Below are 19131 nucleotides of genomic sequence, written 5' to 3'. Positions count from 1 at the left end.
TAGCATACCGTTACCCCACCTGCACATTACCTTACGTAGAGTTGGAGTATGATTACGCCCGCGGACATGGCGCGCATGCTTGCGCATAGCGCCGACTCTGCGGACATTCATGCCCGCGGCCAGCAGAAGCGGGGCCATCTTGTGGAAACCGTAAGCGAACGTCTGGATCCGCAGGTCCGCGAGCGCATACAGACCGAGGATGACGCTCCCACACCTGCCCTCATGCCCCGGCATAAGCATGCCTCAGGACCTTCAACCTTCGCCTCCCTGGATGCCCAGGAGCTGCCCGTGGTCCGCGAGTATTCGGCGGGCGGACTGATCTTCGACCGGCATGACCGGGTGGCCATCATCGCCCGGCACTCCCGCTCGGGCCATCTGGAATGGTGCCTGCCCAAGGGGCATATCGAGAAGGGGGAAACACCCGAACAGACGGCGGTGCGCGAGGTCCATGAGGAGACGGGGATACTGGGTAGGGTGACCGACTCCATCGCCACCATCGACTACTGGTTCACCGGAACCAACCAGCGGGTCCACAAGCTGGTCCATCATTTCGTCCTGCGGATGATCGGAGGATCCCTGAGCGTGGAAGGCGACCCCGATCATGAGGCCGAAGATGCCATCTGGGTGGACTTCTCCGACCTGACCTCGGTGCTCAGTTACCCCAATGAGCGTAAAATAGCCTGGCTCTACGCGAGGAAGTACAAAAAACAGCCATGATCCAGCCCCCCCTGCGCCCGGTCGGGCGCACCAGCCAGCGCACCCATGCCTTTAATCGATGGGCTCGGTGGGCTCGAATCCTGCTAGCGATTGTCCTTCTGCTGGCCCTGGTCATAACCCCCTGGCACCCGACACCAGCCCTGGCTGCCACCAGTCATCAGAGCTCAGCCGAGGTGGCCCTGCGCTGGTCGACGCCGGTGGTGACCGACAAGTCCGGCTACGCCCTGCGCGCTGCTGTGACCAACACCGCGAGCCAGCCCATGAAGCATGCGCATCTGAGCGTGTCCACCAGCGCCTTCTACTCCTTCAGCTCCCGGGTTGACATGCAGGCCTGGTCCGAAGGCCACGCCCGCATCCCCACCCCGGACGTGCTGGGTACGCAGACCGTACCGACAATCCCGGCCGGGCAGAGCATCGAGGTTGCAGTCAACGTGCCGACTGATCAAGACGCGATCAAGAAGATGACCAGCTGGGGGCCCAAACCTGTCCGGCTCTCCCTGAGCGACGATCAGGACCGGGTCCTGGGCGATGTGTTCACCTTTCTGACCAGGACCTGGGATGGCCTGCCCACCGCAGGCACCCCCGCCCTGTCCCTGACCATGGTCCTTCCGCTGACCTCCTCGGACTGGAATATTGACGACAGGGCCATGACGGCGTTGATGACCCAGTCCAGTGCCAAATCCGAGTCAGGCCCAGGCAACGATAAAAACCGGAATGTGACACTGACCCGCCAGGGTGCCCGCCGCCAGGAGGATCAGAGCCAGCTGCTATCCAAGCACAAGTCCCTGCAGGCCCTGGGCGATCCGGTCTACCTGTCCGCCTTCGCCAACCGTCCCCAGATCCAGGGGCTGATTCAGCCGGCCGACTTCGACATCACCAGGTATGCATCCCAGAGTCAGGACCGTTATGTCCAGGCTGGAGTCACCCCCGAGTCCTGGAGCGCCCAGACTGCAGCCAAGCTCTATGCTGACGCAACGCCTGGCATATACGCTTGGCAGGGCCGACAGGAGTGGACCATGGACTCCATCACCGCCGCCCGACGTGCCGGCTATCAGACGGTCATCGCCCCCCAAGGCTTCGAGGTCGACGCCGGCACCTCCGCCCACACCGGCAAGTACACCTTCGAAACCAAGGCCGGAAAGGTAACCGTCCTGTCGGCCCAGCGAGAGCTCAGCAACCTGGCCAGGGGCCATCCCAGCTCCACACGCGCCACCGGTGAGCAGACTCAGGCTGGGCAGACGGCCCGCTTCATAGCCCAGAGTGCCTTCTACCAGATGGAACAGCCTTACGCCGAACGCTCCCTCCTGGTCTGCTTCGACGCCGATGAGGACACCCAGCAGGCAAACCAGATCATGACCGAACTGGAGCATGCTCCGTGGATCAACCTGATCTCCATGGACAATCTGATGAAGGCGCCCGACTTCACCGGCGGGTCGTCGGGTCTGCTCAAGGCCATGGAGCTCGGCAGCACCAAGAGCGGCACCAAGCACGGCGATGGCTCGACAGGCACTCTGGACTCTCTGATTGCCAGCCGGGCCGACATCGACCGATTTGCCACCTCCATTCTGGCTGACAACAAGCAGGATTCCCAACCCACCGCTAGTGCCACAGCAGGCAAGACCGACAGTCAGGCCCTGGCCCGCCAGGATGCCGACACCACCGCCCGCCAGCCCAAGGACCCGCATCAGTGGCTGAACCAATTGACCGCAACCCACGACGACCTGGCTCTGAAGTCCTTGGGGGGAACCGCAACCGCCGCTGGTCTGGCCGATCAGGCCGAGGCCATATCCCACCGGCTCCTTGACGGAATCAGCATCACGCCCAGCGAGTCCCTGAACGTGGTCAGCGAGACGGCTTCTATGCCCGTCACCGTCAGCAACAGCCACCCCTACCCTGTATACGCTCGCATCAGCGCTCGAACCGACTCCATGGAGATTGTCACCTCGCGTATGGCGGAGGTGGTTATTCCCGCCCGCTCCGAGGCTCAAGTGACCTTTAAGGTCAGGGTGGCGGCAGCCGGCAGGGCCAACGTGGACATCGGCCTGCTGGACAGCCAGGGCCGCCCCTTCGGCCAGGTGCGCCGGGCTCAGATCACCAGCAATCTGCGACTGAGCGACATGAGCGGCCTAATCATCATCGTCATCGCCGTACTCCTAGGACTCCTGGGGCTCTGGCGGCAGTTCCACCGTACGAAGGACCCGGACGAATGAGTTCCGTAGGGCGCAATTCCGCCATCATGGCCACGGGGACCGCAGCCTCCCGCGTGACCGGGCAGATTCGCACCATCCTGCTGGCAGCCGCCATAGGCACCACCGGGATCGCGGCCGACGCCTACCAGACCGGCGCCATGATCCCTCAGGTCATGTTCACCCTGATCTCAGGCGGCATCTTCAACGCCATCCTGGTCCCGCAGATCGTGCGCACCCTCAAGGAACGGGATGCAGCAGACCGGCTGAACAAGCTGATCACGATCGCCATGGTCCTCCTGGCCCTGCTGACCCTGCTGCTGATGCTGGGCACCCCGGTGCTGACCACCATCTATCTGAACTCCAAGTGGAACCCGGCCCAGCGGGCCCTGGCCAACTCCTTTACCCTCTGGTGCATGCCCCAGGTCTTCTTCTACGGGCTCTACACGGTCCTCGGTCAGATCCTGGCCGCCAAGGGCCGGTTCACCGCATACGCCTGGAGCTCGGTAGGCGCCAACGTCATCAGCTGCCTGGGGTTCCTGGCCTTCATCCTCCTGTTCGGCAACGCCCGCAATCAGCCGGTCGGCTTCTGGGACAACGGTAAGGTGGCCCTGACCGCTGGAGCCTGGACCCTGGGCGTGGCCTTCCAGGCACTGGTCCTCTTCATCCCCCTGATCATGAGCGGCTTCCGCTATCGTCCTCGCTGGGGTCTGCGTGGAATCGGCCTGCGATCCATGGGCTCGGTAGCGGCATGGAGCATGTGCGTGGTCATCATCGACCAGCTGGCCAACGTGGTCAATGCCCGCATCAACAACGGTGCACCCCTTGAAGGCAACCCGTTCGACATCGCTGGCAACGGGTCCTATCAGAACGCCTACACGCTCTTCATCCTCCCCTATTCCCTGGTAGCCGTCTCGGTCAGCACGGCCCTCTTTCCCAAGCTGTCCAAAGCGGTTTCGGACGGCCGCATCGGGGATGCCCGCAATGAGCTGAGCCAAGCCCTGCGCAACGTCGGACTGGCCATGTTCTTCTTCGCTGCAGTCCTGTTGGCAATTCCAGTGCCCATCACACGAGCACTGCTGCCTTCGGTAAGCGTCCATGAGTCTGTCCTTATCTCAGGGCCGCTGATAACCCTGTCCCTGGGGCTGGTCCCCTCAAGCGCCTTCCTGCTCATTCAGCGCACCTTCTACGCCTTCGAGGATGGGCGGCATCCTTTCATTTTCGCTGCTGTCTCCAACACCATCCAGGTAGCACTGGTTCTGGTATCCATACGCTTGTTCCCTCCCCGCTACTGGGCAGCGCTGGTGGGTCTGAGCCTGTCCCTGAGCAGCATCCTCAGCTTCCCTGTCCTGACCCACATGCTGCGCAGCCCCTTCCAGGGGAATCTGGACGAGCGACGGATTCTGACCACTTACGCCAAGGCTTTCCTGGCTGCGGGATTGGCCCTGGCAGCCGCCCTGACGGTCAAGACCCCGGTGACCCACCTAGTCGGCGCCTGGGTTCAGGGCCGACAGGGCCATATGAGCTGGGTGCAGGCACTCTTCATCTGCGTGGTCATCACCCTGCTGACGGCGGTCATCTATGTCGTGACCCTGGTAGCCTTGCGCACTGAGGAATTCACCCAGCTCCTGATCGACCTGGCCCGTCGACTGGGCAGGGCAACCCGGCACCCCGTCCGCAGCATGGACACTCTGCAGGGACGACCCTCCCGGCTGGCCGACCGCTCGGTCAGGGTGGTGCACTCCTCCTCCCCTGACTCCGCTCTGCCCGGCATGGACGCAGCCCTGGAGAACTTCGAAGAGGCCCATGAGTCCGATACTGATGGAGAATCCGCGATAGCCGGGCCTCCGCCGGCCCCTCCGACCCCGCAACCCGTTAGGATTGTACCTAGGAACAGCAAGGTCCACCATGGTGTCGCCGACTACAGGCGACGCCCCACTTCTGATGAGAGCTCGGCAACCATGAACGCGCATATCGGAGACACCATCCTCGGCAGATATACCCTGGTCACCCTGCTCCGCCGCGCAAACGGTCTGAGCGCCTGGCGGGCCAAGGACAAGGTCCTGGACAGGGACTGCCAGCTCTTCATCGCCGGGGATTCAACCTGCATGGACCGGATCAACGTCAACGCCTCCAGCCTGGCGCTGAGCAAGGACCGCCGCTTCACCCCGGTCTACCAGCTGCACACCCGTGACAAGGTCTCCCTGATCGTCACCGCCCCCGATGCCGGTATGTCCCTGAGGGACTACATGCACGGACCCGCCGGGGAAACGCTCAGCAACCGGGCCATCGGCACCATCATGGGAGAGGTCACCGAGGCCATGCGCACCCTGCATGCCGCCGGCATGGTCGACTATGCAGTCTCCACGAGCACCATCAGGCTGGCGCCAGCCTCGATCACCCTGGCCGATGCACCCATATCGCCTATGCTCGAGCACCCGTCGGTCTCAACTGAAATGGGACTGACGGACGAGGAATATGCCATACACGGGCTGGCCGGCGTGCTCTATGCCATGCTGACCAGACGGGCCGATCAGGACGGACGACAGCCAAGTCTGCAGGAGCTGCCCGAGCAGACCCCGGAAGAGTTCAAAATCATCTGCATGCGTGGACTGGGCCTAGCTAATGAGCAGGGAGCCATGCCGGTTCCACTGGTCACCCTGGCGGAGCTCTCGGCCCTGCTCAGCCCCTGGGTCCCGCCCGAGGAGCTGACCGACAGCGATCTGATTTGGCCCGAGCTGGACGGCCGTGCATCCATCGAGGCCGTGGCCCTGCGCCCGGTGGACCCCAGGAACGTACTCCCGCTTCCCGCGGGATTGACCTCCTCAGCCCTGCCTGCCGCGCAGACCGTATCCCACCATGAGCCGCACTGGAAGACCAACCAACTGCTCTTCCCCGGCCGCAGTGAGATTGAGATGCTCAATCCAGAAGACACGGATACGGATCTCTTCTCGCTCTTTGACGAGCGTCAGCGGCTACGCTCGCTGAACAGCTCCTCCCGCAAGACCGCAGCCATGGATGTGAGCGCACTCAGGGCGACAATGCCCAGGCCCGCGGCCAATGAGGAAGAGTCCAAGGCTGTGACCGGACGAATGCCGACCATCAAAGACGATCAGCGTAAATCCTCCGAGGCTCTCACCGGCAACGGCGTAACTGCCGACAATCCCGTGGAGCGAGGCTTCTCCCAGTGGGACTTCCACAAGTCCGGCAGTGCGCAGGACGATGCGACGGCCGACAGTCGCCAGACCACAGCAATATCCAACTGGACCGCTTCACAGGACGACGTGGATTCGCATGCGCGTCAAACAGGAGCTGCCGCCGCTGAATCTCATATCGCAGGCGGTGGAGAACCTGCAGCTCGCAGTGGACATTCGCCTTCTGCCGCATCTTCTGAAAAGACCGTGGCACCTGCCCAGGTGGCCCGTTCCTCTAAGAACCCTGATTTCGATGAGGAGGAGCAAGAGACCACAGTCATGGAGCCGCTGCCCCCCAGCTTCACACCTGAAATCCACTCCATGCCCGTGCCGGTGACATACTCGGTACTTTCCGACGATGAGCAGGATAAGGATCTGGATGACGAAGCTGATATGGCTGACACCCGTCTGTTCGGACGCTTCACGACTCGCTCAGTGGTCATCGCCATAGCGGCTGTAATCGTTGTGGTGGCCCTGGTCTGGGCCCTCTCAACCATTACCGGATCCCGATCCGAGGTCAGTAAAAGTGAGGGCGGCTGGCCGGTCATGTCCAACGTGCCCTTCCCCGGCAAGACCAATGAGAGCGACGAAGCGACTCCCTCCAGCAATGGCAATGGTGACGACCAGGCTCAGGCCGACACCAATGCCGGGAACGACAAGGTCAGCCACGCTGACAAGAAGGCGGGCAAGGTTCCCGATCCGCCCAAGCCCAAGAACACCACAGCCTATCAGACCAGTCGCCAGCTCTTCCTCAACAAGCCTGCCGGCCTGCAGGGCTATGGATGGTATATGCATCTAACCAAGCCGGAAGAGGTCTCCCGCCTGACCATCGTCGCACCTCAGAGCGGTGGCCATGCCCAGATCTATGCGAATTCCACAGCGGCTCAGCCCAACCAGGGACAGCCTCTGGCCGACTTCAGCTTCGATGCCTCGGGCACAACCCAGGTCACCCTGCGCGAGCCGGTAACGACTCAGGACCTGGTCATCTGGGTACCCATGGATGGTATGCCGGGCAATACCCTGCGCTTCACTTCCGTCCAAGTCTTCTGAGCATGACTATGGGTCGACGGCAACAAAGGCGAATCATCCCGACGTCGGCCCACGGGCCACTTGTCGACCGCAATTGCCTGCAGGCCCCATGGGCCCCGTCAACCGGACATGACTGCCCACCCATCCGTATGCCGATACTATGGGTGTACCGAAATGGTAATGTGTTGGATTTTTCCTCCTACATAGCGCCCACAGGTAATACAGTTTCCTTAGACAACGGCGGCAGGAAGGCGGAAGTCAGTTATGGCGGATGATCCCAATATCGCATCCAAGGTCATCAAGAACGATCCTTGGTATAGCTCCTATGCAACACGAGCCGAGCAGATGCGGGCCTCCGAGATTCGTGCCCTCTTCGCCGTGGCCAATCGGCCTGAGGTGGTCTCCCTGGCCGGCGGCATGCCCTATCTGGGCCGGATGCCTTTCGCCAAGTTGGCCGACCAGCTTGGCGATATGCTGCGGAGCAAGGGCCAGGTGGCCTGGCAGTATGGGTCAGCACAGGGCGATCCCCACCTGCGTGAAGACGTGCTGCCCATCATGGAGCTGGAAGGCATCAAGGACGTCCAGCCGGATGATGTGGTCATAGTCAACGGTTCCCAGTCGGGACTGGACCTGATCACCAGGATTATGTGCGACCCCGGTGATGTGGTTCTGGCCGAGGCACCCAATTATGTGGGCGCCTTGGGCGTCTTCCAATCCTTCCAGGTCGATGTGGTCAACGTGGCCATGGACGGAGACGGACTGATCCCTGAGGCTCTGGAGGAGACCATTCTGGAGCAGCGCCGCCAGGGCAAGTCGGTCAAATTCCTCTACACTGTGCCCAACTTCCACAATCCTGCCGGGGCCACCATGAGCGTGGAACGGCGGCCACGAGTCATTGAAATCGCCAGGAAGTACCACGTGCTAATCGTCGAGGACAATCCTTATGGACTGCTGGCCTTCGACGGCCAAACCTACCCGGCCCTGCGCTCTTACGACTCCGAGGGCGTTGTCTACCTGAGCAGCTTTTCCAAGATCATCGCTCCTGGCATGCGCGTGGCCTGGATGGTTGCGCCTCCCGGCATCCGACAGAAACTGGTTCTGGCCAACGAGTCGGCCATCCTTTGTCCTTCCAACATGAGCCAGATGACCATCACCACCTATCTGGACAACTTCGATTGGAAATCGCAAATCAACGATTACCGGGGAATGTACAAGGAACGCTGCGATGCCATGGACGAGGCTCTGAAGGAATATCTGCCCTACTGTTCATGGCTCAAACCCAAGGGTGGCTTCTACATCTGGCTGAAGATACCCCAGGGGCTCAATGCCAAGGACATGCTGCCCAGGGCGATCACCGCCAAGGTGGCCTACGTGTCGGGCACAGCCTTCTACGATAACGGGGAGGGCGCGGACCATATGCGCCTGTCCTTCTGTTACCCCACTCCCGATCGAATCCGAGAGGGAATACGCAGACTGTCCACGGTCATCGAGAATGAACTCGCCACCGTCCGGCTGTTCGAGCCCGACAGCGGCAAGGAAAGGGGCTGAATCATGGCGGCCAAGCACAGTAAGACACCACGGCAGCAGACCGGCGGCAAAACCCCGGCAGTCGGCAAGACCAAGACAACCGCGAGCGCGACGCCGACCACAGTCGACAGCCCGGACACCACCGTAGCCACGACTGCTGGCGAAGTGGCCAAAAGAGCCAGGCGTACCTCGCACCGCTCCACCCGCGAGGCCACGCCATTCACCATGGACGATGTCCTCTCCCTGGCGAGCAAGGCCACCAAGCGTGCTGATAAGTCCCTCCTGGTTATTTGCGGCGGCCTCAGCCATGAACGCGATGTCTCCATCAGCTCGGGGCATCGAGTCCAGGGATTCCTGGAGGAGGCCGGATGGACGGTCCATGTCCATGACATGGATGGCTCGCTCCTGCCCTATCTGACTGACGAGTCGACCCGTCCTGATCTGGTCTGGCCTCTGCTGCACGGCGCCAACGGCGAAGATGGCTCCATCCGTGATGTCTTGGAGATGGCTGAACTGCCTTACATCGGATCTCGGGCCAAGGCCTCCAGGACCGCCTGGAGCAAGCCCATCGCCAAGAACGTTGTCCGCATGGCCGGATTGCAGACGCCACATTCCGTGACCTTGCCTGAATCCATGTTCCGCGAGCTGGGAGTCGAACCCGTTATCGATATGCTTCTAGGTTCGCTGGGGCTTCCGCTCTTCATCAAGCCCACCATGGGCGGCTCGGCCATGGGTTGCACCATGGTGACGGAACAGAGCCAGCTCACTCAGGCGTTGATCAACTGCTTTGCCTACGGTGATGTGGCACTAATCGAACAGGCTGTCACGGGCACTGAAGTCTCCGTCTCCATCCTCGAGTTTGACGGACACCCCCTGGTTTTGCCTCCGCTTGAAATCTGGACCCCCTCAGGCACCTACGACTTCGAGGCTCGCTCCACACCTGGCCCGACGGAGTTCTATGTTCCAGCTCGACTGGATGCCAAGACCACACAGGCTGTGAGCGATGCTGCACTGACCGCCCATCGGGCTCTGGGGCTTCGAGATATCTCGCGCACCGACTTCATCGTCGATGCCCAAGGTCAGCCGCAATTCCTGGAGTCCAATGTTGCGCCCGGCATGACGGACACCTCGCTTCTACCGCAATCAGCCCTGGCCGCCGGCTACAACCTGCCAGAGCTATACACTGCATTGGTTCAATCAGTTTTGAATCAAAAACGAACCAAATGAGGCCTCAAAGCCTACCTGGCTCTGCCTACCACTCGGTTAGCATGAGCAAAGTCCGCATGATATATGGTGTGTACACTGCACAATATGTATCATGCGGACTTGCAATTTCAATAGCTTGCAAATACAGGCAGAGCAGATAGTGCACAAGACGAGCACATTACACACAGTACGGACTGACAGTTTGTAATCATCAAACCCGGTACTCTGTTCTATATCCATTATTCTCATCATCATTCTTCTCTACCCGCCAAATGTCAGTTGTTCACTGCTCACCACTCTGCCTCGGTTATCTCCCTCCCTTTATCCGTCAATCTCGACTCCCAACTTCTCCGTTCCTCTCCTCTCCCCCGCTTCTCCTTTACTACTCCACCAAAGCCAAGGCTGATTGGAGGTATGTTCAATCAAGTCCTTGCTTTTATATTGCCGACTAGGCTGACTTGCAGAAGAGACGCGGTCTAATATATAGCCGATGCCGGTATGGCTGGTCACCTTCCAGGATTCAACTCAAGACAGTGCTATATTGCTCTACGCCTATGCATGTGCGCATGGTCGGTATCGAATGTTTCACGTGAAACATTCTGGGATGATCAACTTACTTCATCAACTCCAGCGAGAGCCCCGCATGCCACAACGCCTATAACCAACAGAGAATCCTGCCCGTTAACGGTGCGAGTCGAATAAAGATACGGGCCTCGAGCAAATGAATACAGCCTTCATAGGATCGCAATCACTACGGGTTCTGCATCAATCGGCTCAGGCTTCTTTATCGAGATGTTTATCAAACAAGCGCGACTACATTGAGGCAACGCTGCCTTTATACCTTCAAAAATCGAGCGCACATCTCTACTGTGCCAGCAGGAACTCTGAGCGAGAGCGAGACCGCACCAGTTAATTGCCGTTCTTTTATCGGCATTGTTGTACTGATTGATTTACCCCGATTCGCACATACTCATCGTTGATGAGTACAATCTCCTTATCAGAATTGATTCATCGAGTCATAGCGCTTACGCATTTTGCCCCCTGGCAACCGATCCAAAGCGGATAGGGAAAAGCCCGCGGATACCCTGCAAGTCATTGGATTCGCATGTACAACATACCCAAGCGCATCCGTCCTTATTAAGAGACCATACTTTCGTAAAATCGAACTAACAATTGAAACCGCACCCCACCCTTATCGAACTGTCTACGGCCTGGCTAGATACGTCTTACTTATTTCTGCTACCTTCCTCGTCCTTGTCCTTGCCCGATGCGCGCGAAGAACTTTCGGCAGGTTCTTCCTGACTTGAAGATACATATCGGTCAGCAGTCATGGCAGTCATATCCTCACCAGTCCCAAGGCTTTTGTCTTTTATCGGAGAATCAGCGTCCAACTCGTCAACATTGTCCTCAAGGCTTGGTGGGTTCCAAAAACGCCAGCTATGCCAGCTGTCATCCTTACTCTTATCATCTGTTTGATGGCTAGGATGCTCCCGCAGCAACCGATCAACTCGGAGCATAAACCAAATCAGCACTAGAATCGTCCCAAGATTGGTTACGATGGCGACTACCACGGTTTTCTCCATAGTTCAAGAATAGCCTGCCCCTATCAGAACCGAACCTACTGTGAGATAAGTAGCGCCCTTTTCGCCCACCGCGTGTGCCTCGGTCATCCTGCATGGATACAGTAGCGTTATGAAGCAAACTGTTCATGATGCCATTGTTATAGGGTCCGGACCAGCAGGTTACACAGCCGCCATTTATCTTGGCAGAGCCGGATACGCTCCACTCGTTATTGCTGGAGCTCTTACGCCTGGCGGTCAGCTTATGAACACCACCGAAGTAGAGAACTTCCCTGGATTCCCTAAAGCGGTACTGGGCCCCGATCTGATGGATCAGATGCGCGATCAGGCAGAACATTTTGGTGCCCAGATTGAATACGACGATGTCGTCTCAGTTGACTTGAACGGAGACGTCAAGCGGATAACAACGGATGGCGGCCAGGAATACCAGGCTCGATCCGTCGTTATCACCACTGGCTCGCAATATCGTAAATTGGATGTTCCTGGCGAGCGCGAGTTCTCAGGACGAGGGGTATCCTACTGCGCCACATGCGACGGTTTCTTCTTCAAAGACAAGCCGATTGTTATTGTTGGCGGTGGCGACTCTGCCATGGGTGACGCGGACTTTCTGACCCGTTTCGGCTCTTCTGTCACACTGATTCACCGTCGCCAAGGCTTCCGCGCTTCAAAAATCATGGTGGACCGCGCCAAGGCTAATGACAAGATCAACTTCCTTCTTGATTCGGTCGTCACGCGGATTAATGGCGACGATAGTGGTGTGACGTCTTTGGATATTCGCAATACAGCCACTGACCAGCAGTCCACTATTCCAGCTAACGGAGTTTTCGTTGCTATTGGATTCACCCCTCAGACTGCTTTCCTCAATGGACAAGTTGATCTGGACCAGGACGGCTATATCCTGGTCAAGGGTGGATCGACAACCACTTCTGTACCTGGAGTCTTTGCCGCTGGTGATGTGACCGACAAGATCTATCGTCAGGCCATCTCTGCTGCTGGTATGGGTTGCCGTGCTGCTTTAGACGCTCAGGAATATCTGACAAGTTTGGATAGCCATAAGGCTTGAACGGCCCCGCAAACAAAGATTTAAGTGCCTGACAGTTTACGATTGTCAGGCACTCCGTTTATTGATTATGCCGTGTTACCTACTTAGTTTCTTCTAGTTCTCCATTGGCCACGACCGGACACTCTACTCAACAAGAGCATTCCCGACCTTACAGCTACGCACATCATCCCCCGCTGACACAGGCTGCTTCTCATCGAAACAATCTCCCACAACCGATTCCCTCCTCCCCAAAGCCGTAACTGAAATTCTCAATGTCTCGCTGCACGGATTTGCCACCTCACATCAACGGCCAAGGCCAACCTCCGTCAAAAGCCGTACGAAAGCAAGGGCTTATTACCTACCAGACGGCGTACAAAGAAGCAGCAATTCAATCATGACCTACTGGGTAGCCGGTCAACAACGACTAATCGCATATCTCGGGATTGGATATACCCATCACACTGCCGACAGCTATCAAGCTACCAGTCGGATCCAGTTAGATATGGTGACCCGACAAAATGACCGGATAACCCATTATGCAGTGATTCATAATCCAACAGTCTGCCGACTGACTGTTTGCCAGCTTCAAGCTATTTAATCAACATTCCAATGCAGATATATCTGGTTAGTGAATGGAACACATACCTAGGATGGCCCAATCATTCTGATCCCAAGGCAAATGCAGCGATTGCTCATCAACCCATCCCAAACTCGATCGAGCCATGAAGCAATCGCTCACTTTAACGGCAAGGTTTGGATGAGCAAACCCTGAAGTTCCATTTCCAGAATGGGATCAAACCCAGTCTTTATCACCCGAATCTCCGTCATTACTTGCAGATTGATTCTTTTCCAAGAGAATGGCAACGATGCGGTCCATGTCTTCAGGCGAAGAAAAAACGATTTCTATTTTCCCGTGCTTTTTAGTGCCCTTAATAGCCACCTTGGTGTCAAAGCGACTTTCTAGATCCTGGCGTACGGGACTATCCGCCCAGGCGTCTACTCTAGGCTTTTTTGCTCTCTTCTTGGCCTGCCCGGTCTGCAAAGCGACAAGTTCCTCGGTAGATCTTACCGACAGACCTTCAGCAATGATCTTGTCTGCCAGAGCAGTCATAGACTTTTCATCCGGCAAAGTAAGCAAGGCGCGGGCATGTCCAGCCGACAACACACCTGAGCTTACCTTTTTCTGCACACTTGGGGGCAACTTCAACAATCGAAGTGTATTCGTAATCTGAGGTCTGGACTTAGAGATCGACTTAGACAAACCGTCCTGAGTCAAGCCAAAATCATCAATCATTTGCTGATAAGCGGCTGCTTCTTCCAACGGATTAAGGGCCACTCTATGGAGATTCTCGAGCAAGGCATCACGCAACATGGTGTCATCGCTCGTTGTTTTCACAATTGCAGGTATGGTATCCAGACCAGCCAATCGAGTAGCACGCCAACGACGCTCACCCATTATGATTTCAAAATGGGTTCCTTGCCGCAGAGCCGCTTCCCAATTGTTTGAAAGCTGACTAGATTGATCATCACCGGTCTTAGTTTCGACTGCACTGGATTTGTTTGTCGCGTTGCCAACTGCAGTTGTTTTATCCTCGATTGTTCCTGGACGGTCTACAAGAGTTGATCTACGCACCACTATGGGTTGCAATACACCAACTTCCTTGATGGAGCGGGAAAGATCCAGCAGTTCGTCTTCATCGAAGATTTGCCGCGGCTGCTGAGCGTTAGGCCTAATATCGTCCACGCGCACTTCAGCCAAGTACCCACCTTGGACTGGTTTCAGCTCTTCTTGGTGATTGCCCTCCGCCTTGTTATTCGACCCAGTATCATTGCCAACAATAGGCGTACGATTAGCGCTTTGCTGGGTCTCCTTTGTTCGACGGTCGACAACCTCATTCGATTCCACCATCAGCGATGTTTCACGTGAAACATCTGTTGTCGTTGGACCAAAGAATAGATCACTTGGATGTTCCAGGCTGCTGATGGACGGGATTGACCGACGCTTGGTAGCCCTCTTCGCCGTGGATGTTTCACGTGAAACATCCATGTTGAGAGACTCGGAACTGCTGACAAGCTTTTGTCCTGTCTTAGAACGTTTACGACCGCTCTCAGAAGACTTTGCCGAAGCCGCTATTTGAGAGCTTCCACGATCCGGATGCGTAGTACTGTATTCTTTGCTTGCCCTGTCATTTTCTGCGGTGTCTGTCCTCGGCCGCTGTCGTTTGTCTGATTCCGCACCCAAACCTTGAAGAGTGGGCTGCTTGTTACCGGAATTCGGTACTTTATTAGCTTGTTGCCGATTTTTGTCGGCATTACTTTCATCATCTTCACCTGGCAGGGCGGGAAATAGAGCCCCCAAGCCCTTGCCTAACCGTGAACGGCTTGTCATGTCCTCACTCCCCCTGTCGTCTATTGGAAATATGTTCCAGCACTTGCTCAGATCTCTGTGCGATTTCTAACGCCGCCTCTTCATAAGCGATAGCGCCAGCTCCTTTAGGGTCGTAAGTGATAACGCTTTGCCGGAAGCTGGGAGCTTCAGAAATCTTGACGGAACGCGGGATGGTCGTATTAAGCACTATCTCTGGATAATGTTCCTTGACTTGATCAAACACTTCTTTGCTGAGCAGAGTTCGCCTGTCATACATAGTCAACAACATGGTAGAGATTACGAGATAAGGATTATAGCTTTGCTGAACAAGTCCGATAGTGTGCAACAATTGTTGCAACCCTTCAAGGGCATAGTATTCAGCTTGCACTGGAATCAATACCTCATTGACAGAACACATGGCATTCAGAACCAGCAGTCCGAGACTAGGCGGGCAATCAACAAGAACGTAGTCATAATGCTGATGGCAGATTTTGAGGTAGTCGGCGACTGCTTTTTTCATGAGCTGATTGCGGTTGGGCATATCTGCGACTTCCAGCTCAGCACCACTTAAATCAATGGAGGATGGGACAACCTCAAGGTTAGGGAATTCGGGGGAAGCCACCTTAACATCGTCAATCCCAAGGCGACCCTCCAGTACATCGTATGTTGATGGCATCCCGGATTCATGAGCCACGCCCAATGCAGTAGAAGCGTTGCCTTGTGGATCCATATCAATGACCAGCACACGTGCATTGAATTCGGCAAACGCGCATGCCAAATTGACAGTGGTCGTGGTTTTCCCTACCCCACCTTTCTGATTTGCAACGGCAATGAAGCGTGTTTTTGATGGGTGAGGAAATTCGGCCTGGCGTAATGCCTGATAGCGAGCAGAAAGATCTGCCATCTCCGCACCAGACACCGAACCAGTACCATCAGCGAATATCCGATTTAGTATATCCGTTGCCGTTTCCATACCTGATGCGTTCGGCGTGGGATGCTCACCGATATCCGGAGTATTTCTCGAAACGGGTTTCACCTTCTTCGATGCGGTCACGAACCTTCCTCCTTTTGATTACCATTCAATTTTCCCGTTCCACTTGGACATGTCTGTACATCCGAGAGTTATACACGGCCGCTGTTTATAACTGTGGATAAGTGTGGATAGATCCAATCATGCCACAGCGACTCACTCTCCTCTTAGATTATTAGCTTTGCCTTGTAATTATTGACAAGTCTGACGCTTCACACCACACGAAATGGCTAATAAACGATAATGTGGATAATTCAATCGTCGCATCTCAATTGTGCATAACTTACAAACAACAAACCATTAAATCAATCTCGCCGTCAATTTAAACAGCACAGTTCATGGTTATAATCAATGATTTCATCACCTGTTGAATAGCGATTATAAAACTGCTGTAACTTTCAAATTAATCCTTCGGACGGAGACCTTATACAACTGTACAGCATGATAGTGTTTCACGTGAAACATCTATATTGCCCAAGAAGTAACGTCACCCCGTAAATTGCTGGCAAACAAAGCGGATGGCTTAGTTTTGTGTGTTTTCCAATCATATTAATCCACCGTTTTTTAACCACTAACGAATCAAGATACTGGACTACTTGTTTTGATTTAAGTATGAGCTTTGTCATTAATCTATCAGCATCAGTATATAAAACGCCACTGTGTTTTACATCATGCGCTTTAGATTAAAAAAGGAAGTATCTAAGAAATGCGACCATTGACAACTTTTCCCTAAACAAAATCTAAAAGATACTGCAATAACCTTGCTCTTTTGCTTCTATGACCTTAGTCGTGATTGGTCCATGCTATGCTACGTGTCTCACGTGAAACATTAAATCTGTCATTACATAGATATCATCCACTAGAGGCGGAACCGACTCAATAATGTCATGCGCGGTGTTGCCCGAAATATATTAGTGACGGATTGACCTTCTTGCGCAACATACACTTAATCGTCGATTTGTTATTTGGCCTTGTCACACCTTCGATCAAGGGTTCCTGTTTCTCTGTTTCCGGTTAAAAAAGGTATTTACTTTACAATGTTTCACGTGAAACATTCGATAGTGGCAGCATATAAGATACTTGAATAGCTTCATGGTAACTCAAATTGGTTATCCCATACTCAATATATTGGGGCACTTTTGTCTTTTTAAACAATATTAGAGCCATTGTCTAAACTGATTAACCGGTAACTCGTGCAATCCTCGTGCGTATGCAGGAATCTACTTACCTCTATGAGCATTAAAAAGGGAACAGTGAAGATTGAGACACAGGTCTAGAGACAATAAACTCCCATGAGGTTAGGGAAACTAGGAAATAGATAGAGCGATAACAGTGTAACTACGGGTATCAAGTACATGAAGTGTGTGGATTCATAGATTTCAAAACAACGAAACTAAAACATCTCCTAAGTCTCTTGATCAAGCATCAGAAAGACGACAGTACATCCACTTCCAGGATAAACCTGATGCTATCAGTCCAAGAATGCTTGGATTACGCAATCAGGATGAGATAATACTACGGGTCCGATAACTCAAAGAGGCACTATGATGTGCGCTTTATTCAAGGCAAAAGACGCTTATGTTTCGAATATTTTTATTATATATATTCTATTCTGCCAGGGTCTATGACACTTTTATCAAAAATTTTGTATCAAATAACTAGAAATATCTGGACTGAATGCAAATTTATAGCATACAGTATAATTCTGCTACGTACTCACCTTCTCCTTAACCTAATATTCCATTTATATCGATTGAAGATCATTTAATCTGCTGCTTTGAAAAGTACGATCAAATCTGGCAGAGCTTAGTCATCATCTCTAATCAGACATTCGGCAGGCCTCTATTCTAGATGCTGATAATTATTTATCTTACCCGGCCAATTCTTTTCTTCTTATTGAGGAAAATCTCGGACGCCTGAATCATTAAATAAAGTCATATCGGTGTTCTGCTTTAATGTTTATCCACGAGAACCACGTGGGTATCCTCAAGCCCAGGTGCGATTGGAGCTCGGCAAACCCGTGGATTCTCTCCATGATATTTCTTTATCTCTTTGGCAGCCTTATCGAGCTCTGCCTGTGCCGAACGACCCTTAAGTGCGATAAGCTGACCTTGCGATCTCAAAAGAGGCAAGGTCCATCCGGCGAGCTTTGTCATTGGGGCTACAGCTCGGCATGTCACGACATCAAAAGTCTGCGGAATTGGATGATTGGATTCGACGCCTGTTAGGCCTGCTCCAACCGTCTCCGAGGAGTTTTGACTCTTTACTCCTTGTTGGCTTTCAGCATTCCTAGCTGCGACCGAATTTAAAGAACCACCACGGCCGTATGTCGAAGCAGGCTGTTTCTCGTTGAGACGACGACCATGACGACGACTCTGTGAACCTTTTTTGTTGTGCCTCATCGAAGCCTTAGAGGGTTGTGGAACCAGATCCTCTGCACGCTTGCGGAACACAAACGCATTAGCCAGGTGCAACTCGTCAACGACTTCCTGCAACCAGGTTACACGCCGCTCCATCGGCTCGACCAGAACAACATTGCACTGCGGTAGGCAGGCAGCCAGTACAATACCAGGGAAGCCTCCACCGGAACCTATATCCGCCACCGTTGCCGTGCGAGAGTCAGTGTTCAATCGCTCACGCACGAACGGCACAATAGCCGCTGAATTGAGTATGTGCCGCTCCCAAATAATACCTTCATCGCGAGGGCCAATGATTCCCCTCTCCACACCCTCGTGCAAGAGCTTGTCGTGGAAACGCTGCATGGGCACCAGTGCATCGCCGAGCACCTGCCTCAAGAGGGGACTATTGTTCAGCTCATCATCCACAACAGCCATTTACACTCCTCACTTCACGTTCGAAGCCCAGTCAATCACAGCCACAGACTATGACAACGGCATACTGTCTGGTATCCAGCGAGAATTCACACTGCCGGAACCGAAAACTGCTGGATTTCTAAGACCATTACCACCATACGGTTTTCAACCGCAAAAGGGCATCAAGAGTCATACATCAGTATCCTATCGAACAGCTTGGGATGCAGTCCCTTAAACAAGATCATCGACCAGGCACAATCCGAATTAAGCAGCATGGCGAACCAAGAACCCTCATGAGCCGAACAACACTAGGCACCTGCCAAATAATACACTGGCAAATAGCACAACACACTTGGTTAGAAAGCATGCATGACTGCGCCAAACGATGGAACAATCCAAAGGATCCAACGTCATAAGTTCTTCATCAGCCCATAACCCT

At 54.6% G+C, this 19131-nt stretch carries 10 protein-coding genes; 6 read left to right on the top strand and 4 right to left on the bottom strand.

From position 1 onward, the window contains the following. The first annotated feature begins 48 nt into the window (after positions 1-48). The 5 genes from ACUIAF_RS06405 (at position 49) to ACUIAF_RS06385 (ending at position 9880) form a co-directional block, all read left to right on the top strand. On the top strand, positions 49-717 hold the full coding sequence (locus tag ACUIAF_RS06405; protein ID WP_110417888.1) for an NUDIX hydrolase: 669 nt from the start codon (positions 49-51) through the stop codon (positions 715-717). Then, the gene (locus ACUIAF_RS06400) at positions 714-2927 is read left to right on the top strand and encodes a DUF6049 family protein (RefSeq protein WP_445338232.1); all 2214 of its coding nucleotides are present in this window, start codon (positions 714-716) and stop codon (positions 2925-2927) included. Before ACUIAF_RS06405 ends, ACUIAF_RS06400 begins: the two co-directional genes overlap by 4 nt. After that, positions 2924-7147 carry a lipid II flippase MurJ gene (locus ACUIAF_RS06395; protein ID WP_445338230.1) on the top strand — a complete coding sequence of 1408 codons (4224 nt, stop codon included), beginning with the start codon at positions 2924-2926 and terminating at the stop codon, positions 7145-7147. The genes ACUIAF_RS06400 and ACUIAF_RS06395 overlap by 4 nt, the downstream gene beginning before the upstream one ends. 243 nt (positions 7148-7390) lie before the next feature. Then, positions 7391-8674 (top strand): aminotransferase-like domain-containing protein, encoded by a 1284-nt coding sequence (locus tag ACUIAF_RS06390; RefSeq protein ID WP_445338229.1) that lies wholly within the window; start codon positions 7391-7393, stop codon positions 8672-8674. 3 nt (positions 8675-8677) lie between these two features. Beyond that, positions 8678-9880: a D-alanine--D-alanine ligase family protein gene (locus ACUIAF_RS06385; RefSeq protein WP_110417892.1), complete on the top strand. Its 1203-nt coding sequence runs from the start codon at positions 8678-8680 to the stop codon at positions 9878-9880. A 1205-nt stretch (positions 9881-11085) separates the two neighbouring features. Here ACUIAF_RS06385 and ACUIAF_RS06380 read toward each other — a convergent pair. After that, entirely contained in the window at positions 11086-11442 is a 357-nt protein-coding gene (locus ACUIAF_RS06380) for a hypothetical protein (protein WP_445338228.1), read from the bottom strand. A 109-nt stretch (positions 11443-11551) separates the two neighbouring features. On the opposite strand from ACUIAF_RS06380, the gene trxB reads away from it, so the two are divergent. After that, on the top strand, positions 11552-12502 hold the full coding sequence (gene trxB / locus ACUIAF_RS06375; protein ID WP_445338226.1) for a thioredoxin-disulfide reductase: 951 nt from the start codon (positions 11552-11554) through the stop codon (positions 12500-12502). A 772-nt stretch (positions 12503-13274) separates the two neighbouring features. On the opposite strand, the gene ACUIAF_RS06370 is transcribed toward trxB, so the two are convergent. The 3 genes from ACUIAF_RS06370 to ACUIAF_RS06360 all read right to left on the bottom strand — a co-directional run bounded on the left by ACUIAF_RS06370 (position 13275) and on the right by ACUIAF_RS06360 (position 18713). Further along, positions 13275-14870 (bottom strand): ParB/RepB/Spo0J family partition protein, encoded by a 1596-nt coding sequence (locus tag ACUIAF_RS06370; RefSeq protein WP_445338225.1) that lies wholly within the window; start codon positions 14868-14870, stop codon positions 13275-13277. Between the two features lie 4 nt (positions 14871-14874). Continuing rightward, on the bottom strand, positions 14875-15822 hold the full coding sequence (locus tag ACUIAF_RS06365; protein ID WP_445339176.1) for a ParA family protein: 948 nt from the start codon (positions 15820-15822) through the stop codon (positions 14875-14877). 2009 nt (positions 15823-17831) lie between these two features. Then, positions 17832-18713, bottom strand: coding sequence for a 16S rRNA (guanine(527)-N(7))-methyltransferase RsmG (locus ACUIAF_RS06360; RefSeq protein WP_445338223.1), 882 nt, complete (start codon positions 18711-18713; stop codon positions 17832-17834). Between the last annotated feature and the right edge of the window lie 418 nt (positions 18714-19131).

The organism is Bifidobacterium sp. ESL0822, from assembly GCF_052606675.1.
The sequence above is the reverse complement of the archived record's forward strand: the minus strand, read 5'-3'. Positions and strand labels throughout refer to the sequence as shown.